Raw genomic sequence first — 17,296 nt, 5'->3', positions numbered from 1 at the left:
TTATAACTTAGTATAAATAGGTAGGTAAATGAAATATTTACGCTACCTATTTTCTAAAATAGAAAATCTAGCCTAGAAACTCTGGCTTATCCTGATAATCAGAGCGGATAGCTTTTTGAATAATAGTAAACTCCACCTTATCACTTATATCTCCAACAGAAAATTCATATATTGCACCACAGTTTTTGCAGTGTAAAAAGTCTTTTTCCCTAACTTTTTCTCTATTGTCAAACATAAAAGGAGTCTCTTCAGTTCTTCTTATAGCTTTTTCTGAATTGGAACTACTTATATCATAAGTATAAACATAAGTAGCTTCACGTTTTATAACAAAATCTTCACTATCACATTTTTCACATTTTAAGTTTCCATCTATAATCATAGTAACGGTCCTTTCTTCTAAATTGTAAAATCTCTTATAGAAAAATTTTAACATTTCTAATTTATATATATTATTGCTTTAAAAGAGTACTTTTAAACAAATTATATATTTTATCTCTAATGTATTTGAAGAATAATGCATATAATAATCGATGAAAGATAAGGTTTTTTATAACGGTTGATGATAAAATTCATATTTTTCAACTGTCCTTTATGGAGCAAGATGAGTTTTGAAAATGCTTTTATCAGAAAGGTTACAGGTTTATATACAGAGATTTGGTATTGCAATTGTACAAATAATTTGGTAAATTGTTCAATATGAACAAAGGGTAGATATTATGCTATCCATATATAGGGGGAATTATGAAAAAGTTATACTATTTACTTATTTTTATACCAATTTCATTTTTATCTAAAGATGTTTTTCACTTAAGCCCGATATTGTCCTTTATTTTTACTGCTCTAGCTATAGTTCCTTTAGCTGGACTTATGGGAGAAGCTACAGAAGAGCTTTCAGTGTATTGTGGTTCAAGACTAGGGGGATTCTTGAATGCTACTTTTGGAAATGCTACAGAGCTTATACTAGCATTTTTTTCATTAAAAGCTGGACTTCTTGAGGTGGTTAAGTCATCCCTTGCAGGATCGATAATAGGAAATATTTTGTTAGTACTAGGAGCCAGTATGTTTTTAGGTGGGACTAAATACAAGGTTCAAAAGTTTTCTAGAAATAGCATTAACTTTTCCTTAAGCATGCTTACCTTCGCAATAATAGGAGTTATGATACCAGCCTTCTTTACGGATAATATTTCTATTAAAGATGCCAATCCTATCAATTACGAGAGTTTAAGTGTAATGATTGCTGTTATAATGCTGCTAATATATTTAAGCAGTCTATATTTTTCTTTCTTTACACATAAGGATATTTTTGGAACAGAGCATGAAGCACTAACAGGTAAATGGAGTATGAAAAAAAGTATAATAGTTCTCGTGCTAGCAACCATATTTGTAGCTTTTGAAAGTGAACTTTTAGTATCCAGCATAGAACCAATGACTGAGCAATTGCACTTAAGTAAGTTATTTGTGGGACTTATAATACTACCTATAATAGGTAATGCTGCTGAGCACTCAACTGCTATTGTTACTGCATTAAAGAATAAAATGGATATAGCAGTTGAAATAGCCATAGGGTCTAGTCTTCAGATAATACTTTTTGTTACACCGGTATTAGTACTATTAAGTCTTTTCTTTACACCGATGTCTTTAATATTTAATAAATATGAGATGATTTCTTTGGTCTTGGCAGCTATAATTGCTAATAAGGTAGCTTATGATGGAGAGTCAAATTGGTTGGAAGGGCTGCAACTAATAAGCGTTTATGTAATTCTAGCTGTTGCATGTTTTATAGTAGGGTAGGGTACATATATATAAGTAAATCAATAGTTTATCTAAATTAATAGTTGAAGTTGGATACCTATAGAGTTTGAAATTAAGTGGCACAGATAAAAATATAAAATGAGGTGATAAACTTTGGCTAAGATAAATGCAAGAAATAACGATATTTTAAATACTGCAAAGAATAAGACTTCTCCTAAGATATATTCTATGTTGGTTGAGTTAATTAACAGTGGAGAGGATAGTTATGCAGAATTGGTTTTAAAGATTGACTATCTTTTGGAATATGCTAGCTCTTGTATAAAAGATAAAGATTGGGAAGAGGCGAGAGAAAGCTTAAGTAAAGCTAAAAGTAGAATAGAAACTCTAGAGCAGAACAATATAGATACTGAGTACCTTAGATATTTATATGAAGGAATAGAAAGTAAATGTAAAAAGTAGATTTCTTTTTTGCTGTTTTCTGATGTAATAATTTTAAGTTTAATTACATATAGATAAGTAATTAAAGTATTAAAAAATGCTTTTCTGCCAGGAGGAGAGAATATGCCTGATAAGGGAAAGAGTAAAAGTGGTTCATCTAAAAACAGTGATAAGAAGAAAGATACAAAAAAAGGTTCAAAGAAGAAATGAAAAAAGCCAGCAGTTATGCCGGCTTTTTTCGTTTGTCATTAAATTATAAAGTTATTGATAATAATGTGTATAAAACTTAAAGATTTATAGCGTCTTTTTACATTGCAAACAAACTGTAGGTATATTATAATACTTAACAAAACATTAAGGAAAGGTAGATACACAGAAATGATAAAGGATCCTAAGGATACAAGAGTAGTAGTTGGTATGTCTGGTGGAGTAGATTCTTCAGTTTCAGCATTACTTTTGAAGCAGCAAGGCTATGAAGTTATAGGTGTTTTCATGAAGAACTGGGACGAAGAAGATGAAAGCGGAGTATGTACATCTGTGGATGACTATGATGATGTGAGAAGAGTATGCCAAAAGCTTGACATACCATATTATACAGTGAATTTTGTTAAAGAATACTGGGATAGAGTATTTGAATATTTCTTGTCAGAGTATAGAAAAGGAAGAACTCCTAACCCGGATGTAATGTGTAATAAAGAAATAAAATTCAAGGCTTTCTTGGAATTTGCAATGAAAGTGGGAGCAGATTATATTGCTATGGGGCATTATGCTCAGGTTGATTGTAAGGATGGCGAGTATAGACTTCTTAGAGGAAATGATTCTAATAAAGATCAAACTTACTTCTTATGTGAATTGAATCAGTTTCAGCTTTCAAAAAGTATGTTTCCTATAGGACATCTTGATAAGTCTAGAGTTAGAGAAATAGCTGCAGAGTACGGACTTTCTACTGCTAATAAAAAGGATAGTACAGGAGTTTGCTTTATAGGAGAACGAAATTTTGATAAGTTTTTAGATAATTATCTTCCAGCAAAGAAGGGTAAGATAATGAGCTTAGACGGAGAAGTAAAAGGTGAGCATTTTGGGTTAATGCATTATACTCTTGGACAAAGAAAAGGACTTGGCATAGGTGGAGAAGGAGAGCCTTGGTTTGTAGCAGAGAAAGACCTTATAAACAACATATTATATGTAGCACAAGGTGAGAAAAATCCAAAGTTATACTCCTATGGGTTAGTAGCTACTGAGGTAAATTGGATTAGTGATAAAGAAAAGTCCGAAAAGTTTAAGTGTACTGCCAAGTTTAGGTACAGACAAAAAGATCAAAGTGTAACAGTTCATATGAAGGAAGATAATTCCTGCGTAGTAGAATTTGCTGAACCGCAAAAGGCTATTACCCCAGGACAGGTTGTGGTTTTTTATGATGGAGAAGTATGTTTAGGCGGAGGAATAATAGATACATACTTCAAAAGTGAAGAACAACTAAAAAATATAATATAGTTAGTTATATTTTTGCTAAAGAGTGGTTGTTAAAACAGCCACTCTTTATTTACTGTTTTACATAGAAAGTGTTAATTTACTTGGTAGAACGTTGATATTTATCACTTGTATAAAATAAAAACGGTTTAATTAAGTAACAAGTTTGATTTTAAATTTAATATGATTTTATTTACGACAAAAATACATAAATACTTGCAGTTTAAGTAACAAATAAGGTAAAATAAATGTATAATTATGTTGAAATATGATAAAAGGTGCAGAGGATAATCTTACAGCATTTGTAGGAGGGGTCTATATTAATAAAAGCATTTTAAAAAATACCATACAATTAATTGTTTTTATATTAGTAGTATCTATGTTAGGTACTAAGGCTAAAGGCATTGAAAGCAACACAAAATTTAAAAGAGTAGAAATAGAAAAAGGATTGTCTCAAACATCTGCACAAGTAATATTCCAGGATTCAAAGGGTTATATTTGGATAGGAACATCTGATGGTGCTAATAGATATGATGGACAGCAGTATAAAACCTATAAATATGAGCTTGAGGATAGTAATAGTTTAACTTCTAACAATGTTGATGATATCGTACAAGATGATGATGGCTATATATGGCTTGCAACTAGTAAGGGGTTAAATAAACTGGAGCCTAACACAGAGAAAATCAAGAGGTATACAAGTAATTCAAGTGATTCTAAGTCTTTATCAGATAGCAATGTATGGGCATTACTAAAAAGCAGAGATGGCAAGTTGTGGGTTGGAACAACTGCTGGTTTAGACTTATATGATAAAAATACCGATAGTTTCAATAGATATAATAGCAATCCATCAGATGATAATAGCTTGAGCAATGATTTTATAACCTGCTTATTTGAGGATTTGGATGGAGTTATATGGATAGGAACAAAGAATGGTCTAAATTGTTATAATCCTAAGAATAAGAAATTTACTCGATATTTTAGTAACCAATCTAATGATAAGGACGAGGATAGTAATTTTATTACAAAAATTTGCGAGGATAGCAGCGGAAACATATGGGTTGGTACAAATAGTAGCGGTATAAGAAAATATAACAAGTACAAAGGAACTTATACGGAATATAAGAGTAGTGAAGATAAGAACTCAATACCATCTAATAGTATCCAAGCTTTATTTAGAGATTCCCTTGGTAATGTGTGGGTGGGAACTAAGGGTGGATTGAGCAAATATGATAGTGTAACAAATAAGTTCACTAATTTTCAAAATAAGTATTATGATTCTACAAGCCTTGTTAATGATGATGTGGTCAGTATATATCAGGATAAATCTGGACTAATTTGGATTGGTACCAACAAAGGAATAAGCACTTTTCAACCTCATATAAACTTTAAAAATTATACTAAGAATCCAGCTGAAGGCAATGGATTAAGTGATGAAATGGTTGGCGGTATTTATGAAGATGAAGATAATATACTTTGGGTAGGAACTAACTCTGGCAAGCTCAACAGCATTAATAGAGTCACTGGAGAGGTTAAATATTATAGCAGTCAATTGAATTCTAAGATAAATAGCTTAACTGGTGATAAGCAAGGAAATATATGGATTTCAACTGTTGATGGACTTTATAAATTTGATAAAAATACAAATCAATTTAAACTATATACAAAGACCTCAGATGAAAACTCTTTAACAGACAAAAATGTTAAGTATACTTATATAGGTAGAGATGGAGTACTTTGGATTTGTACTAGACAAGGATTGGATTCCTTTGATGAGTCTACAGGGAAGGTTACCCATTATCAGAATATATTAAAAAAAAGTGGAGTATCAGATAATTTTATATCTTACATTTTTGAGGATACGGATGGAGTACTTTGGATAGGCTGTGGATTAGATGGCGGACTAATAAGATTTGAAAAAACATCTAACAATATTAAGATATACAAAAGTAAAGATACTGACAGTAGTTCTATTACCTCAAATAGTATAAAAGCTATATCAGAAGATAAGCTTGGCAACTTGTGGATAGCTACAAATCACGGATTGAACAAGTTTAATAAGGCAAAAGAACAATTTGAAAGATATACTGAAAAAGATGGTTTAGTCAATAATTATGTTTATGGAGTTTTACTGGACGACTATAATAATCCATGGGTAAGTACCAATGGTGGTATATCAAAGTTTGATATAAATAAAAGTTCTTTTGTAAGCTATGATGAGTCAGATGGGCTTCAAGGTAATGAGTTTAATGAATATTCCTTTTATAAAAGCAAATCTGGAGAAATGTTTTTTGGAGGTATAAATGGATTAAGTAGTTTTTATCCTTCTGAAATCATGGAAACAGGGTATGTTCCTCAAACTATTATACAAAGGCTTAAGGTTCTAAACAAAGAAGTAGAGCTTTCAGATGAAATTAAACTAAAGTATAATGAAAATTATTTTAATTTTAATTTCTTTTTGGTTGACTATAAAAATACTGATAAAAATGAATATGCTTATATGCTTGAAGGAGTGGACAAGGATTGGGTATACTCATCTAATAGAAATAGTGCGTCTTATACTAATATTGATAGTGGAACTTATGTATTCAAAGTAAAAGGAAAGAATAGCAGCGGAGTATGGAGTAAACCTGCAAGTGTAAAGATTATAGTAAGTAAACCGCCATGGAGATCAGGTTATGCTTATATGCTTTATTTTCTTGTTTTTGTTGTTATTGTATACTTTATATGGAATTATGTTAGCATACTGGAGAACTTAGTCAAGCAAAGAACTGTTGAGCTTAATAATAAGCTAAAGGAAAATGAAGTGTTATACGCTAAGTTAATAGATAATGAAAAGATTAAAAACAATTATTTTGTTAATCTATCACATGAGCTAAAGACACCTTTAAATGTTATACTTTCTGCAGTTCAGCTTATTAACAACTATGATGGTGATCAAAAGAGGATAGGAAGAGAAAAGTTAAAAGATTATATGAATATTATTGATAGAAATTCTAATAGGCTTTTAAAGGTTATTAATGATATCATAGATTCCTCCAAAATAGAAGCTGGCCAATATAATATAAAAATAGAAGAGGTTGACATAGTTAATCTAGTGGAAGATACCGCACTTTCAATGAAAGATTATATAGAAAGTAATGGTATAGAGCTTATAATTGATCCTGAGGTTGAAGAAAAGAAAATTTTCTGTGATCCTAATGAAATAGAGAGATGTGTAGTTAACCTACTATCCAATGCAGCTAAATTTACGGACAAAGGTGGTAGGATAACGGTTCTGATAAATGATTTGGGAAACTCTGTTAGAATATCTGTTAAAGATACAGGGATAGGTATATCTGAAGAAAATCAACGCATCATATTTCAGCGCTTTGGTCAAGTTGATAGTAAGAGCGTTAGAAATAAGATGGGCAGTGGAATAGGTCTTACTTTGGTTAAGCATTTAGTTGATTTACATAAAGGTACTGTAGAGGTGAAAAGTAAATTAAAACAAGGTAGTGAATTTATAATAACCTTACCTGTAAATCCACAAGAAGATATATAAATTCTTTTGTCGATTCTAATAATAAGCACTTCAATGAAGAGTTGGAGTGCTTATTATTTTTTATAATATATTTTTTATTTGCTTTGCGACTAGTAAGCTATTGATATTGTGAAGGGCGGATATAATTTGAATAAAGCAATAACATATTTGCTTTCAAATAAATATAATATTATAATCAATTAAATCAGGGTGAGTTTGTTGGGGAAAAGGAGAAGCGAGCAGAAAAGTAATGAATGCAGTAACATATACTATAACCAAAATAGAGTTTTTGCTTTCTTGAGTGGCTATATTGCCAATGGTAATGCCATAGTACCATTTGCGACTTCAAACATACAAATAAGTTTAAGAAGTTTTCTTATTGGATTGGCTGTTCACTTAAAAGAAAATGATGGGGAGCTTTTAGATTTTGATAATAATGTTATTACTGATGATCCTATAAATAGGTGTCTGTTTCCTAGTGTAGATGATCATGAAAATAGATTTGTAGGAATACTATCAGTTTATAGCGCTAATGGTAATGCAATTGCACCAAGTCTTAACTACAACATACAGATAAGCTTAAAAACTTTTATAATAGTAATGCTTAGCTATTATAGAGAAGCAATTCCTCAGTTATACTTTAAGAACAATGACTATGTACTTCCTGAAAAAATTAATAAGATACTTGAGCGATTATTTATAGTTGGATAGAAATTCTCTAAGAAGTAAGCTTGAAATAATATAACTAAGGTTGATTATATTATTTCAAATTTTGTATAATGTATATAGGATATTTTAAAGTATAATTTTTGTTAAGATATAAAGTTATAAATATGTAGGTAAATAAAAAACATAAGAATGTAGGATGGGTGATTTTGTGAAAGTTTCAACTAAAGGAAGATATGGACTAAAAGCATTGATAGATTTAGCTATTAACTCAGGCGAAGAAACAGTTACTATCAAAAGTATCTCTGAAAGACAAAATATATCAGAAGGTTATTTAGAGCAAATATTTTGTGTTTTGAGAAGAAGTGGTTTGGTTATAGGAAGAAAAGGGGCGCAAGGAGGTTATTCTTTATCTAAAGCTCCAACAGATATAACAATAGGTGAAATACTTAGAATATTAGAAGGAAGTTTAGTGTTAGTAGATATAAACCATGATAAGGATATTGATACTTTGGAAAAATGCATAAATGATAATCTTTGGGATATGATAAATAAGAAAATAAATAACTATTTTGATTCTATAACCCTTGAAGATTTGGTAAACAAGTATAAGGATAGCACTGATAATATAGTATATTTTATTTAAGATGAAAATTATTATGGATTTTTCTAAAGGGCTTTATTTTAATATAAAGCCCTTTAATGTTAAATAAATATTGTAAGTGAGATCTGTTAAAGTGCAATTGCAAACGATATTAAATACAGTTTGAAATGAGAAAAACAAGAGATGAACTATTAGTGGGAGAAGTTATGTTAAATATTTATATATGTGACAGTAATGAAAAGTCTAGGAAGAATACAGAAGAAATTATTAGTAGAACAATAAAAAAGCACAATATAGAAGGAGTTATTGTAATCAGTACTGCTAAGCCTGAAGATATTATTAATAAAGCTTACCAAGCAAGAGAAAATAATGTGTATATACTTGATACTAAGTTTGAAGGAAATACAAATGGTTTTATATTAGCGAGAGAAATAAGAAATTTTGATATACAAGGATATATAATATTTCTTACAAGATATATTGAACTGATTATGATAACCTTTGATTATAAATTAAGAGTATTGGACTATATAAATAAAGATGATAATTTAAAGGTTAGAAGCAGGCTTGAAGAATGCTTGATAAGATGTAATGATGAAGTTTTAAATATCAAGAAAAAGAGCGATCTAAAAAATATCAAAGTAAAGGTTTTTAATAAGGTTATAAACATTAGTCAATATGATATAGAGTATATAGAAACTATTGATTCTAATCATAAATTGAGAATAAGGACAACAAGTAAAGAGATTGAAGCTTATGGTACTCTCAAGGATATGCAAAAGCAGCTAGATGATAATATTTTTGTTCGTTGTCATAGGTCTTATATAGTAAACTTAAATCAAATTTCAGAAATAGATAAGGGCAAACACTTAGTCATTACTAAAAGCGGCAGTTTATGTTATGTGTCTAAAAGTTTTATGAAGGATTTTTTAGAAAAGACAGAGAAGTTTTAAATGTTGACTCTGTTAAAGTTCTGAAAAAAATCACTTGATTTGAACAATATTATTAAATACAGCTTTAAGGTTTAACAATACTTATAGTTTTAATTATAAATTTAATTATAAATTTAATTATATTAATGTTATTATTAAAACTACATGTCGTAAAGTGTCTTAATTTATACTTTATACAAGATTTTATTTGATTTAAAGATATAGAAAACGATTACAAAAGTATACGGGTGAAAATAATATTCATTGCTGTGTTAATATTAAGAAAATAAATACGATATTAATAGTGTTGGATATTAAATTGAGGTGCTTAAATGAAAAAGGTAATGATTGTTGATGATTCAAGTTTTTTAAGATTAAGCTTAAAGAAGCTATTAGAAGGTGCTGGTTTTGAGGTTATTGCAGAGGCTGCAGATGGTCTGGAGGCTTTAGAAAAGTACAAGACTCATAAACCAGATATAATATCAATGGATATAACTATGCCAAACTTAAATGGTATAGACACTATAAAAGAACTTAAGGCGATAGATAGGAGTGTTAAAATTATAGTGGTTTCTTCATTGGGTCATGAAGATCAAGTAAAGAAAGCTTTTTTAGCTGGTGCTGTCAATTTTGTTGTGAAGCCTTTCAAAGAAGAGTTTATAAAAGAGGCCTTCAGTAAAGTCATATAACTGATTGGGGTGAATAGTTTAATGGGTGAGTCTTTTGATAAAGAAATAATAGAGCTTTATATTTCTGAGACAAATAGTCTTGTTGAGGGGCTAGAAAGAATCTCTTTGGAACTCAGCGAGTGTTCAGTTCTTTATGAGAATATTAATGAAATATTTAGAGTTATGCATACTATAAAAGGAAATTCAGCTATAATGAATTTTTCTGCAATAGCAAATTATGCTCATTCTTTAGAAGACTTATTTGATAAATTGAGGAATCTAAAGTTAATGAATGTGGATTGCTCTAAGATATCAGATTTTATATTAAGCTTTATAGATTATGTATCTAGGCAGTTAGAAGTTATAGAAAATGGGGACATGCCTTCTGAATCTTCAGAGGCGTGTGTCGCTGATATAAAGGGATACTTGTCTCTTTTATGTGACAATATGTCAGAATATTCTGGAAAAAATCACAATCCTGTAGCTCTTTCAACAATGGAGTTTAATATAAGGTTCTTAGATGGATGTGGTATGGAGAATATTAGGGCTTTCACTATTGTACATAATTTGAAGAACTTGGGTAAGGTTATAGACTATAAGCCTAAGGATATTGAAGAAAATGAAAAATCTATGGATGACATAATAAAAGATGGATTTTATATTAAGCTTCAGTGTGAGCACAGTGAAGAAAAAGTATTAGAAACCATAAATGAGATTGCTTTTATAAAAGAAATAGAGGTACTTAAAGATAATAAGGTTGAAGATGTAGATAATACTAGTTCTAGTATTGCAAAGGAATTAGTAGATAAAGAACCAAATACTAGTAAGAAAGAGGCAATAAGTACTGAAAGTTCAGTTGTTGAAAAAACTGTAGAAGATATAAAGAACGAGGGTATTCCTTGTAAGACTAATGAATGTAGAGCAGAAGAACAAAAAAAGCACAAGGTAAAAAATGAGACTTTAAGTGTGGATGTTGATAAGTTGGATTATCTCTTCGACTTAGTTGGAGAAATAGCTATAGCAGAAGCTGCTGTAACAAAGAATAAATTAATTTCGGATATAGAGGCAGAAGAAGATGAAACCTTTAATAAAGCAGTTAGAAATTTAAGAAAGCTTATAGATAACATGCAGAATACAGTAATGGCTATAAGAATGGTTCCACTTGCATCAACCTTTCAAAAGATGCATAGGTTAGTGAGGGACATGAGTAAAAAGCTCAATAAAGAGGTTGAGCTTGAAATAATTGGTGAGGAAACAGAAGTTGATAAAAGCGTAATAGAACATATCTCCGATCCTTTAATGCATATTATTAGAAACTCAATGGATCACGGGGTAGAAGATCCAAAGGAAAGAGTTAAAGCTAACAAATCACCAAAAGGTAAGATTACCTTGGAAGCTAAGAATATGGAGGGATATGTTTGGGTTGTTATAAAGGATGATGGAAAGGGTCTTGATAAGAATAAGATATATGAAAAGGCTGTAGATAGAGGAATAACAAATAAAAATATAGAGGAATTAAGCGATGAAGAGATATTCTCCTTCATATTTGCAGCAGGACTGTCAACCAATGAAAACGTTACCGAGTATTCTGGAAGAGGGGTCGGCATGGATGTTGTAACTAAGAATATTGAAAAGGTAAGAGGAAAAGTAAGTGTTGAAAGCACACAGAATGTAGGAACTACTATATACATAAAAATACCTCTTACGCTGGCAATAATACAAGGAATGTTTGTAAAAGTTGGACAAAGCCAATTTGTTATCCCAACCAATTTTATTAAAGAATGCTTTAGGGAGAGTACCAACGAAATCATTACTGACCATAATGGCAGAGAGATGGTCTATATAAGAGGAAAGACCTATGAGCTGATAAGGTTATCAAATTACTTTGCCATAAATGGTTCAAAGGTTAGCAGTAAAGAAGGAATAGTTATAATGACTGAGTATGAGTCAAAGATAAAATGTATATTTGTGGATGAACTTTTAGGAGAGCAGCAAATAGTAATAAAGCCACTGCCTGAAATGTTTAAACATTTAAAATATATAACTGGTTGCACCATAATGGGAGATGGAACTATATCTTTGATTATTGATATGACTACGATTTAGTTATGGAGGTGGAGAGATGAACAGCTATTTTGAAGAACAAATTGAAGAAAATGATACTATTAGCGAGAAATATATTACTTTCTATATAGACAAGGAGTACTACGCTATAGAAATAAAGTATGTTTTGGAGATAATAGGGATACAACCCATAACAGAAATACCAAAGACTCCAGAGTTTATAAAGGGAATAATCAATCTTAGAGGTAAGATAATACCGGTGATGGATGTTAGAACAAAATTTAATAAAGAGTTTGTTCAGTATCACGAAAGGACCTGCATAATAGTAGTTGAGGTAGATAGAGTTCCTACAGGGCTTATAGTAGATGGTGTTTCAGAAGTATTAAAAATAGAAGACCATATGATATCTGCTGTTCCAAGTCAGGAACATGAACATACCTATATAAAGGGCATAGGAAGAATTGGAGAAGACATAAGGATAATATTAGACTGTAAAGAACTAATAGATGGAATAGAAATATACTAAAGATAAAGAGGGGAAGGTAATTATGAAGTTTTTTAATAATCTTAGAATAGGTACAAAAATAGTAGCTGGTTTCATAATTATAGCATTTTTAACAGCGGTAATGGGAGTATTTACATATGTTAATTTCTCTAAAATAGATAAGGCAGACACTGAACTATATGAGGATAATACAAAAGCAATTTCTAGTCTAGGAAGTGCATCTGTGGCTTATCAAAGAATGAGAGTTAATATAAGGGAATATTTAGATAATGATCAGGCTGGAAAAGAGAAGAATTTATCAAAGATAACAGAGTTAAAGGTAGAAGTAGAAAAGAATTTGGCTGATTTTAAGAAGACAATAAATGATGAGAATAAGACAACACAGCTAGAAGAACTTCAAAAAAGCATAAATAGTACATATGATCTTTGGAATAACGTTATAGTTATGGTTAAAGATAATAAAGTAGATCAAGCTAGACAAGAATTGTTCGTAAATGGAAAAGCTATCGCTTTAGCTACAGATGATCAATTCAATAAGATGGTTAACCTTAATCTAAAAGAAGCATCTAATAAATCTGATGTTAATAGCGATACTGCATATAAGAGTAAGCTTTTAATAATAATTCTTTCGATTTCAGTCAGTGCTATAGCATTAATATTAGGATGGTTTATATCAAGAAGTATAAGTAATCCTGTGAAGAAACTTACTGAAAATGCTAGAAAACTTTCAAAAGGCGATATAGAAGTAGAAAAGGTAGTAATAGAAGGAAAGGATGAAATAGCAGAATTATTTAGAGCTTTCGAAAGTATGGTAGATAATATCAAAGATCAAGCGATGGTTACCGAAAAGTTAGCTAAAGGAGAATACTATGATAGCATAGAGACTAAGTCAGAGAAAGATGTTCTTGGCATTAGTTTAGGAAAGTTAAATACTAATATAAAAAATATATTAGCAGAGACTAATATGCTTATAGATGCAGCAAAAGATGGACAACTTAGCAAAAGAGGAGATGGAAGTAAGTTTAGTGGTGGATGGAGCGTTCTTGTTACAGGAGTTAATGAACTTTTAGATGAAGTGCTAAAGCCTATAAGCGAAGCTTCAGAGGTATTAAAACAAGTATCAAACGGAAACTTGAAGGTAGCTGTTACAGGAGAATATAAAGGTGATCACGCTATAATAAAGAAGAACTTAAATACAACAATAACAAATATAAGTGGTTATATTGACGATATCAGCTATGCACTTACAGAAATGTCATCAGGAAATCTATCAATTGGTATTTCAAAAGAATACTTAGGAGATTTTAGACAAATTAAAGATTCTATAAACAATATAGTTGACTCTTTAAATGGAACCTTAAGAGAGATAAGTGATGTATCAGAGCAAGTAGCTAGTGGAGCAGGTATGATTTCTAACTCAGCTCAATCTATGGCGTCAGCAGCCACAGAACAGGCTAGTGTTGTGGAAGAGATAACAGCATCAATTACTGAAATAGCTTCTCAAACTACTGAAAACTCTGCTAATGTAAATAGAGCTAATAGTATTGCTACAGAAGCTAGTATAAATGCCATTAAGGGAAATGAACATATGAAGGAAATGCTTTTATCCATGGAAGATATAAATAGATCAGCTATAGATATCTCAAAGATTATAAAAGTAATTGATGAAATTGCTTTCCAAACTAATATATTAGCTCTTAATGCAGCGGTTGAAGCAGCAAGGGCAGGGCAGCAAGGAAAAGGCTTTGCAGTAGTGGCTGATGAAGTAAGAAACTTAGCAGCAAGAAGTTCAAAGGCTGCAAAGGAAACTACTGAACTTATAGAGTCATCAATATCAAAGGCTGAGTCTGGAAAGATTATAGCAAATGAGACTGCTAAGGTTTTAGACGAGATAGTAGGTAAGATAGGTTCCGTTGCAGAAATAATGGAACAAATATCGGAAGCTTCAAGTGAACAAGCAACAGCAAGTTCACAAGTAAATCAAGCAATAGAAGAAGTGGCAGAAACTACTCAAGTTAATTCTACAAGTATTGAGGAAAGTGCATCTGCAAGTGAAGAATTATCACTTCAAGCTAATCTTCTTAAGGAAAAGGTTGCAAGATTTAAATTTAAAAACTAGATTGGTTTAGGCATTGAGTTAGTAAAATTAATATTTTACTAACTTAATACTACAAAGGGTATAAAAAATAATATGATTTTATAGCTTTATAAGAATTGCTAGTGGATTTTCCATTAGCAATTTTTTGAGGTGTAGAACAGAATGAAATTTTTCATTCATTAGATGAATTTATATTTCGGATGGATATTTTTATAAATATTAAATATCCATTAAGTTAGATTTTATATCTAGATGTTTGTATAAAAAATTTGAATATAAGATAAAAATATTTAATAGCATATTAAGTTAGATTTGATATAATTATATAAAGATTATGAATTTACTAACATATTTATGTAACAGGTTTAATGACAATTTCTAGTGCTGATATTTATAGAGCACAATAATATATAAATTAATTTTTGAGAGGAGCTGTATTAAATGGATGATAAAATAGTTGATTTTAACGAGCTGAAGAATAAGGCGAAAGACAAGGATGTAGATAAGTTTGAAGAATACATGTATGGGCTGTACTATTCTGTTGCAGAAGGCAAATTATCAATGGCTGACTTCACAAAGAATATTATGAAGTATATGGAGGATAATAATATTTCTCAAGAGAAGTTCTTTAATATGCAAAAGAAACTTATGGAGAGATATGGCTTTGATTCGAGTTTCTTAGAAAATCAAATGAAGGCTTTTGGCATAGACCCTAGTTCTATTGGCAATATTGGGGCAAATCAAAATTATGAAGTCATGAGAAAGACTATGAGTTTTACAGAAAAATATAATGGAAGAACAATTCCTAAAAACGTGATTACCTATAGTATATTAAACGAAGTAAATGACTTAGAGTTAATAATGGAAGGCAAAAATGTTTTACTTAAAAGTAGTAAAAAAATTGATTTGAAAGATGTAGAGCTAAATGAGTTTTTATGTTCTTATAAGAAGCTTCAAGAAGATAATAATTTAAAGATATCTATTTGTGAAAATGTAGCTGAATACGATTATTAAAAGTTTTTTGAAACACTGATGAAATTTCATTGGTGTTTCTTGCTGTATTTTTCTCATGCATATTAGGAAAGGCAGATGAAGAAAAATACTAAATAAAATAGGCTTAGAGATTTTTTCCGGTATACTGGGCTTTGTGAAAAAATATACAATTATATTGTAAATTTATAAAATTATCTTAGAAAACGGTATCTGAAACACTGATTTTTAGTTTATATTATAAATTTGAAAAAAATTATTAAAAATATAGAGAAAATCAGCAATTTGTTATTGATATTTGTACTGTAATATGCTATATTTTTTTACAGTTATAAATCTATCCAGTTATGAATAATTATAACTACTGATGAATAAATATTTGCTTATTTATTCCATCGCGTATTAAATAAAACTTCTTTTTTGGTGCAATGATGCCATTAAGGGGTTTTTCTTTTTTCTAAAATTTATAAATTAAAAAAGAAGGAGTTGTTAAGGTGTGACAGAGGATGTTTTTCTTCAATTGTCAAATGTTAGTAAGAGCTTTGATCGAGGTGAAAATGTTATAAGTGATTTGAACCTTGATATTAGAAAAGGAGAGTTTTTAACTCTACTTGGTCCAAGTGGATGCGGTAAGACGACTACACTTAGAATGATAGCTGGTTTTGAGTCGCCAACCTACGGTGATATTACCATTGATGGAGATAATATGACTAATAAATCTCCACATGAAAGATGTGTAAATACTGTATTTCAAAATTATGCATTATTTCCGCATATGAATATTTTTGATAATATAGCCTTTGGGTTGAAAATGAAAAAGGTGCCTAAGAGTGAAATTAAGAGTAAAGTTGAAGAAATGCTAGCAATGGTCCAACTAGAAGGTTTTGAAAATAGAATGCCTTCTCAATTAAGTGGTGGACAGATGCAGCGTGTAGCCATAGCTAGGGCTGTTATAAATAACCCTAAGGTTTTACTCTTAGATGAACCGTTAGGTGCATTGGATTTAAAGCTTAGAAAGCAGATGCAATTGGAACTTAAGCATCTTCAGAAACAGCTTGGGATAACTTTTATATTTGTTACTCATGATCAAGAAGAGGCATTGACCATGTCTGACAGAATAGTGGTTATGAATAAAGGAAACATAGAACAGATAGGAACACCAGAAGAATTGTACGAGACTCCAAAGACAAGATTTGTTGCTGATTTCTTAGGAGAAACTAATCTTTTGGACGGGGAAGCCATTAAGATTAAGGAGACAGAAGTTCTTCTTAACTTAGAAAAGGAAGAGGATATAATCAGAATTCCTAATAGGGATTATTCTTTAGGCGAGAAGTTTACAGTTTCAGTAAGACCGGAGAGAATAAAGATAAAGAATAAGCCTGAAGATAGTGATGTATGGCTTCAATGTAAATTTAAAGAGAGAATATACATAGGATCAAGTGTTAGAACAATAATGACTTTGAAAAATGGCAAAGAGATTGTTGTAAGTGAACAAATAGGATATGACTTTAAGTTTGAAGACCCAAAAAAAGATATTTTTGTAACTTGGAACCCTAAAAACACTGTTGTTATAAAGGCTTAAAGAG

The 17,296-nt window shown here is 30.4% G+C and carries 14 protein-coding genes; 13 read left to right on the top strand and 1 reads right to left on the bottom strand.

The genetic code is table 11. The features are described from left to right. Positions 1 to 67: 67 nt before the first annotated feature. Positions 68 to 433 (bottom strand): hypothetical protein, encoded by a 366-nt coding sequence (locus C1I91_RS23210; protein WP_164880629.1) that lies wholly within the window; start codon positions 431 to 433, stop codon positions 68 to 70. Positions 434 to 741: 308 nt separating this feature from the next. Here C1I91_RS23210 and cax point away from each other — a divergent pair, with 308 nt between their 5' ends. The 13 genes from cax (at position 742) to C1I91_RS23145 (ending at position 17,292) form a co-directional block, all read left to right on the top strand. Continuing rightward, the gene (cax, locus tag C1I91_RS23205; RefSeq protein ID WP_128215038.1) at positions 742 to 1,791 is read left to right on the top strand and encodes a calcium/proton exchanger; all 1,050 of its coding nucleotides are present in this window, start codon (positions 742 to 744) and stop codon (positions 1,789 to 1,791) included. A 114-nt stretch (positions 1,792 to 1,905) separates the two neighbouring features. Beyond that, positions 1,906 to 2,211: a hypothetical protein gene (locus C1I91_RS23200; RefSeq protein WP_128215037.1), complete on the top strand. Its 306-nt coding sequence runs from the start codon at positions 1,906 to 1,908 to the stop codon at positions 2,209 to 2,211. A 357-nt stretch (positions 2,212 to 2,568) separates the two neighbouring features. Further along, positions 2,569 to 3,684: a tRNA 2-thiouridine(34) synthase MnmA gene (mnmA, locus tag C1I91_RS23195; RefSeq protein WP_128216079.1), complete on the top strand. Its 1,116-nt coding sequence runs from the start codon at positions 2,569 to 2,571 to the stop codon at positions 3,682 to 3,684. A gap of 244 nt (positions 3,685 to 3,928) precedes the next feature. Continuing rightward, positions 3,929 to 7,204 (top strand): ligand-binding sensor domain-containing protein, encoded by a 3,276-nt coding sequence (locus C1I91_RS23190; protein ID WP_128215036.1) that lies wholly within the window; start codon positions 3,929 to 3,931, stop codon positions 7,202 to 7,204. 198 nt (positions 7,205 to 7,402) lie between these two features. Next, the gene (locus C1I91_RS23185; protein ID WP_128215035.1) at positions 7,403 to 7,894 is read left to right on the top strand and encodes a hypothetical protein; all 492 of its coding nucleotides are present in this window, start codon (positions 7,403 to 7,405) and stop codon (positions 7,892 to 7,894) included. A 166-nt stretch (positions 7,895 to 8,060) separates the two neighbouring features. Next, the gene (locus C1I91_RS23180) at positions 8,061 to 8,495 is read left to right on the top strand and encodes an RrF2 family transcriptional regulator (RefSeq protein ID WP_128216078.1); all 435 of its coding nucleotides are present in this window, start codon (positions 8,061 to 8,063) and stop codon (positions 8,493 to 8,495) included. Between the two features lie 125 nt (positions 8,496 to 8,620). Beyond that, positions 8,621 to 9,406: a LytR/AlgR family response regulator transcription factor gene (locus C1I91_RS23175; RefSeq protein WP_128215034.1), complete on the top strand. Its 786-nt coding sequence runs from the start codon at positions 8,621 to 8,623 to the stop codon at positions 9,404 to 9,406. Between the two features lie 311 nt (positions 9,407 to 9,717). After that, entirely contained in the window at positions 9,718 to 10,074 is a 357-nt protein-coding gene (locus C1I91_RS23170) for a response regulator (RefSeq protein WP_128215033.1), read from the top strand. Positions 10,075 to 10,095: 21 nt separating this feature from the next. After that, positions 10,096 to 12,159: a chemotaxis protein CheA gene (locus C1I91_RS23165; protein ID WP_128215032.1), complete on the top strand. Its 2,064-nt coding sequence runs from the start codon at positions 10,096 to 10,098 to the stop codon at positions 12,157 to 12,159. A 16-nt stretch (positions 12,160 to 12,175) separates the two neighbouring features. Continuing rightward, positions 12,176 to 12,643 (top strand): chemotaxis protein CheW, encoded by a 468-nt coding sequence (locus C1I91_RS23160; protein ID WP_128215031.1) that lies wholly within the window; start codon positions 12,176 to 12,178, stop codon positions 12,641 to 12,643. A gap of 22 nt (positions 12,644 to 12,665) precedes the next feature. Continuing rightward, positions 12,666 to 14,741, top strand: a complete 2,076-nt coding sequence (locus C1I91_RS23155) for a HAMP domain-containing methyl-accepting chemotaxis protein (RefSeq protein WP_128215030.1) — start codon at positions 12,666 to 12,668, stop codon at positions 14,739 to 14,741. A 420-nt stretch (positions 14,742 to 15,161) separates the two neighbouring features. Next, the gene (locus C1I91_RS23150) at positions 15,162 to 15,734 is read left to right on the top strand and encodes a DUF3867 domain-containing protein (protein WP_128215029.1); all 573 of its coding nucleotides are present in this window, start codon (positions 15,162 to 15,164) and stop codon (positions 15,732 to 15,734) included. A 472-nt stretch (positions 15,735 to 16,206) separates the two neighbouring features. After that, the gene (locus C1I91_RS23145) at positions 16,207 to 17,292 is read left to right on the top strand and encodes an ABC transporter ATP-binding protein (RefSeq protein ID WP_128215028.1); all 1,086 of its coding nucleotides are present in this window, start codon (positions 16,207 to 16,209) and stop codon (positions 17,290 to 17,292) included. Positions 17,293 to 17,296 lie beyond the last annotated feature (4 nt).

Source organism: Clostridium manihotivorum, assembly GCF_004015185.1.
Taxonomy (GTDB): Bacteria; Bacillota; Clostridia; order Clostridiales; family Clostridiaceae; genus Clostridium_AR; species Clostridium_AR manihotivorum.
This window is presented reverse-complemented; position numbering and strand designations above follow the sequence as displayed.

What these genes read in the sequence shown, in the direction of transcription:
- C1I91_RS23160 (WP_128215031.1), top strand. Translation starts at nt 12,176, where the DNA reads ATGAACAGCTATTTTGAAGAACAAATTGAAGAAAATGATACTATTAGC.
- C1I91_RS23210 (WP_164880629.1), bottom strand. Translation starts at nt 433, where the DNA reads ATGTTAAAATTTTTCTATAAGAGATTTTACAATTTAGAAGAAAGGACC.
- C1I91_RS23165 (WP_128215032.1), top strand. Translation starts at nt 10,096, where the DNA reads ATGGGTGAGTCTTTTGATAAAGAAATAATAGAGCTTTATATTTCTGAG.
- C1I91_RS23155 (WP_128215030.1), top strand. Translation starts at nt 12,666, where the DNA reads ATGAAGTTTTTTAATAATCTTAGAATAGGTACAAAAATAGTAGCTGGT.
- C1I91_RS23175 (WP_128215034.1), top strand. Translation starts at nt 8,621, where the DNA reads ATGAGAAAAACAAGAGATGAACTATTAGTGGGAGAAGTTATGTTAAAT.
- cax (WP_128215038.1), top strand. Translation starts at nt 742, where the DNA reads ATGAAAAAGTTATACTATTTACTTATTTTTATACCAATTTCATTTTTA.
- C1I91_RS23150 (WP_128215029.1), top strand. Translation starts at nt 15,162, where the DNA reads ATGGATGATAAAATAGTTGATTTTAACGAGCTGAAGAATAAGGCGAAA.
- C1I91_RS23170 (WP_128215033.1), top strand. Translation starts at nt 9,718, where the DNA reads ATGAAAAAGGTAATGATTGTTGATGATTCAAGTTTTTTAAGATTAAGC.
- C1I91_RS23190 (WP_128215036.1), top strand. Translation starts at nt 3,929, where the DNA reads ATGATAAAAGGTGCAGAGGATAATCTTACAGCATTTGTAGGAGGGGTC.
- mnmA (WP_128216079.1), top strand. Translation starts at nt 2,569, where the DNA reads ATGATAAAGGATCCTAAGGATACAAGAGTAGTAGTTGGTATGTCTGGT.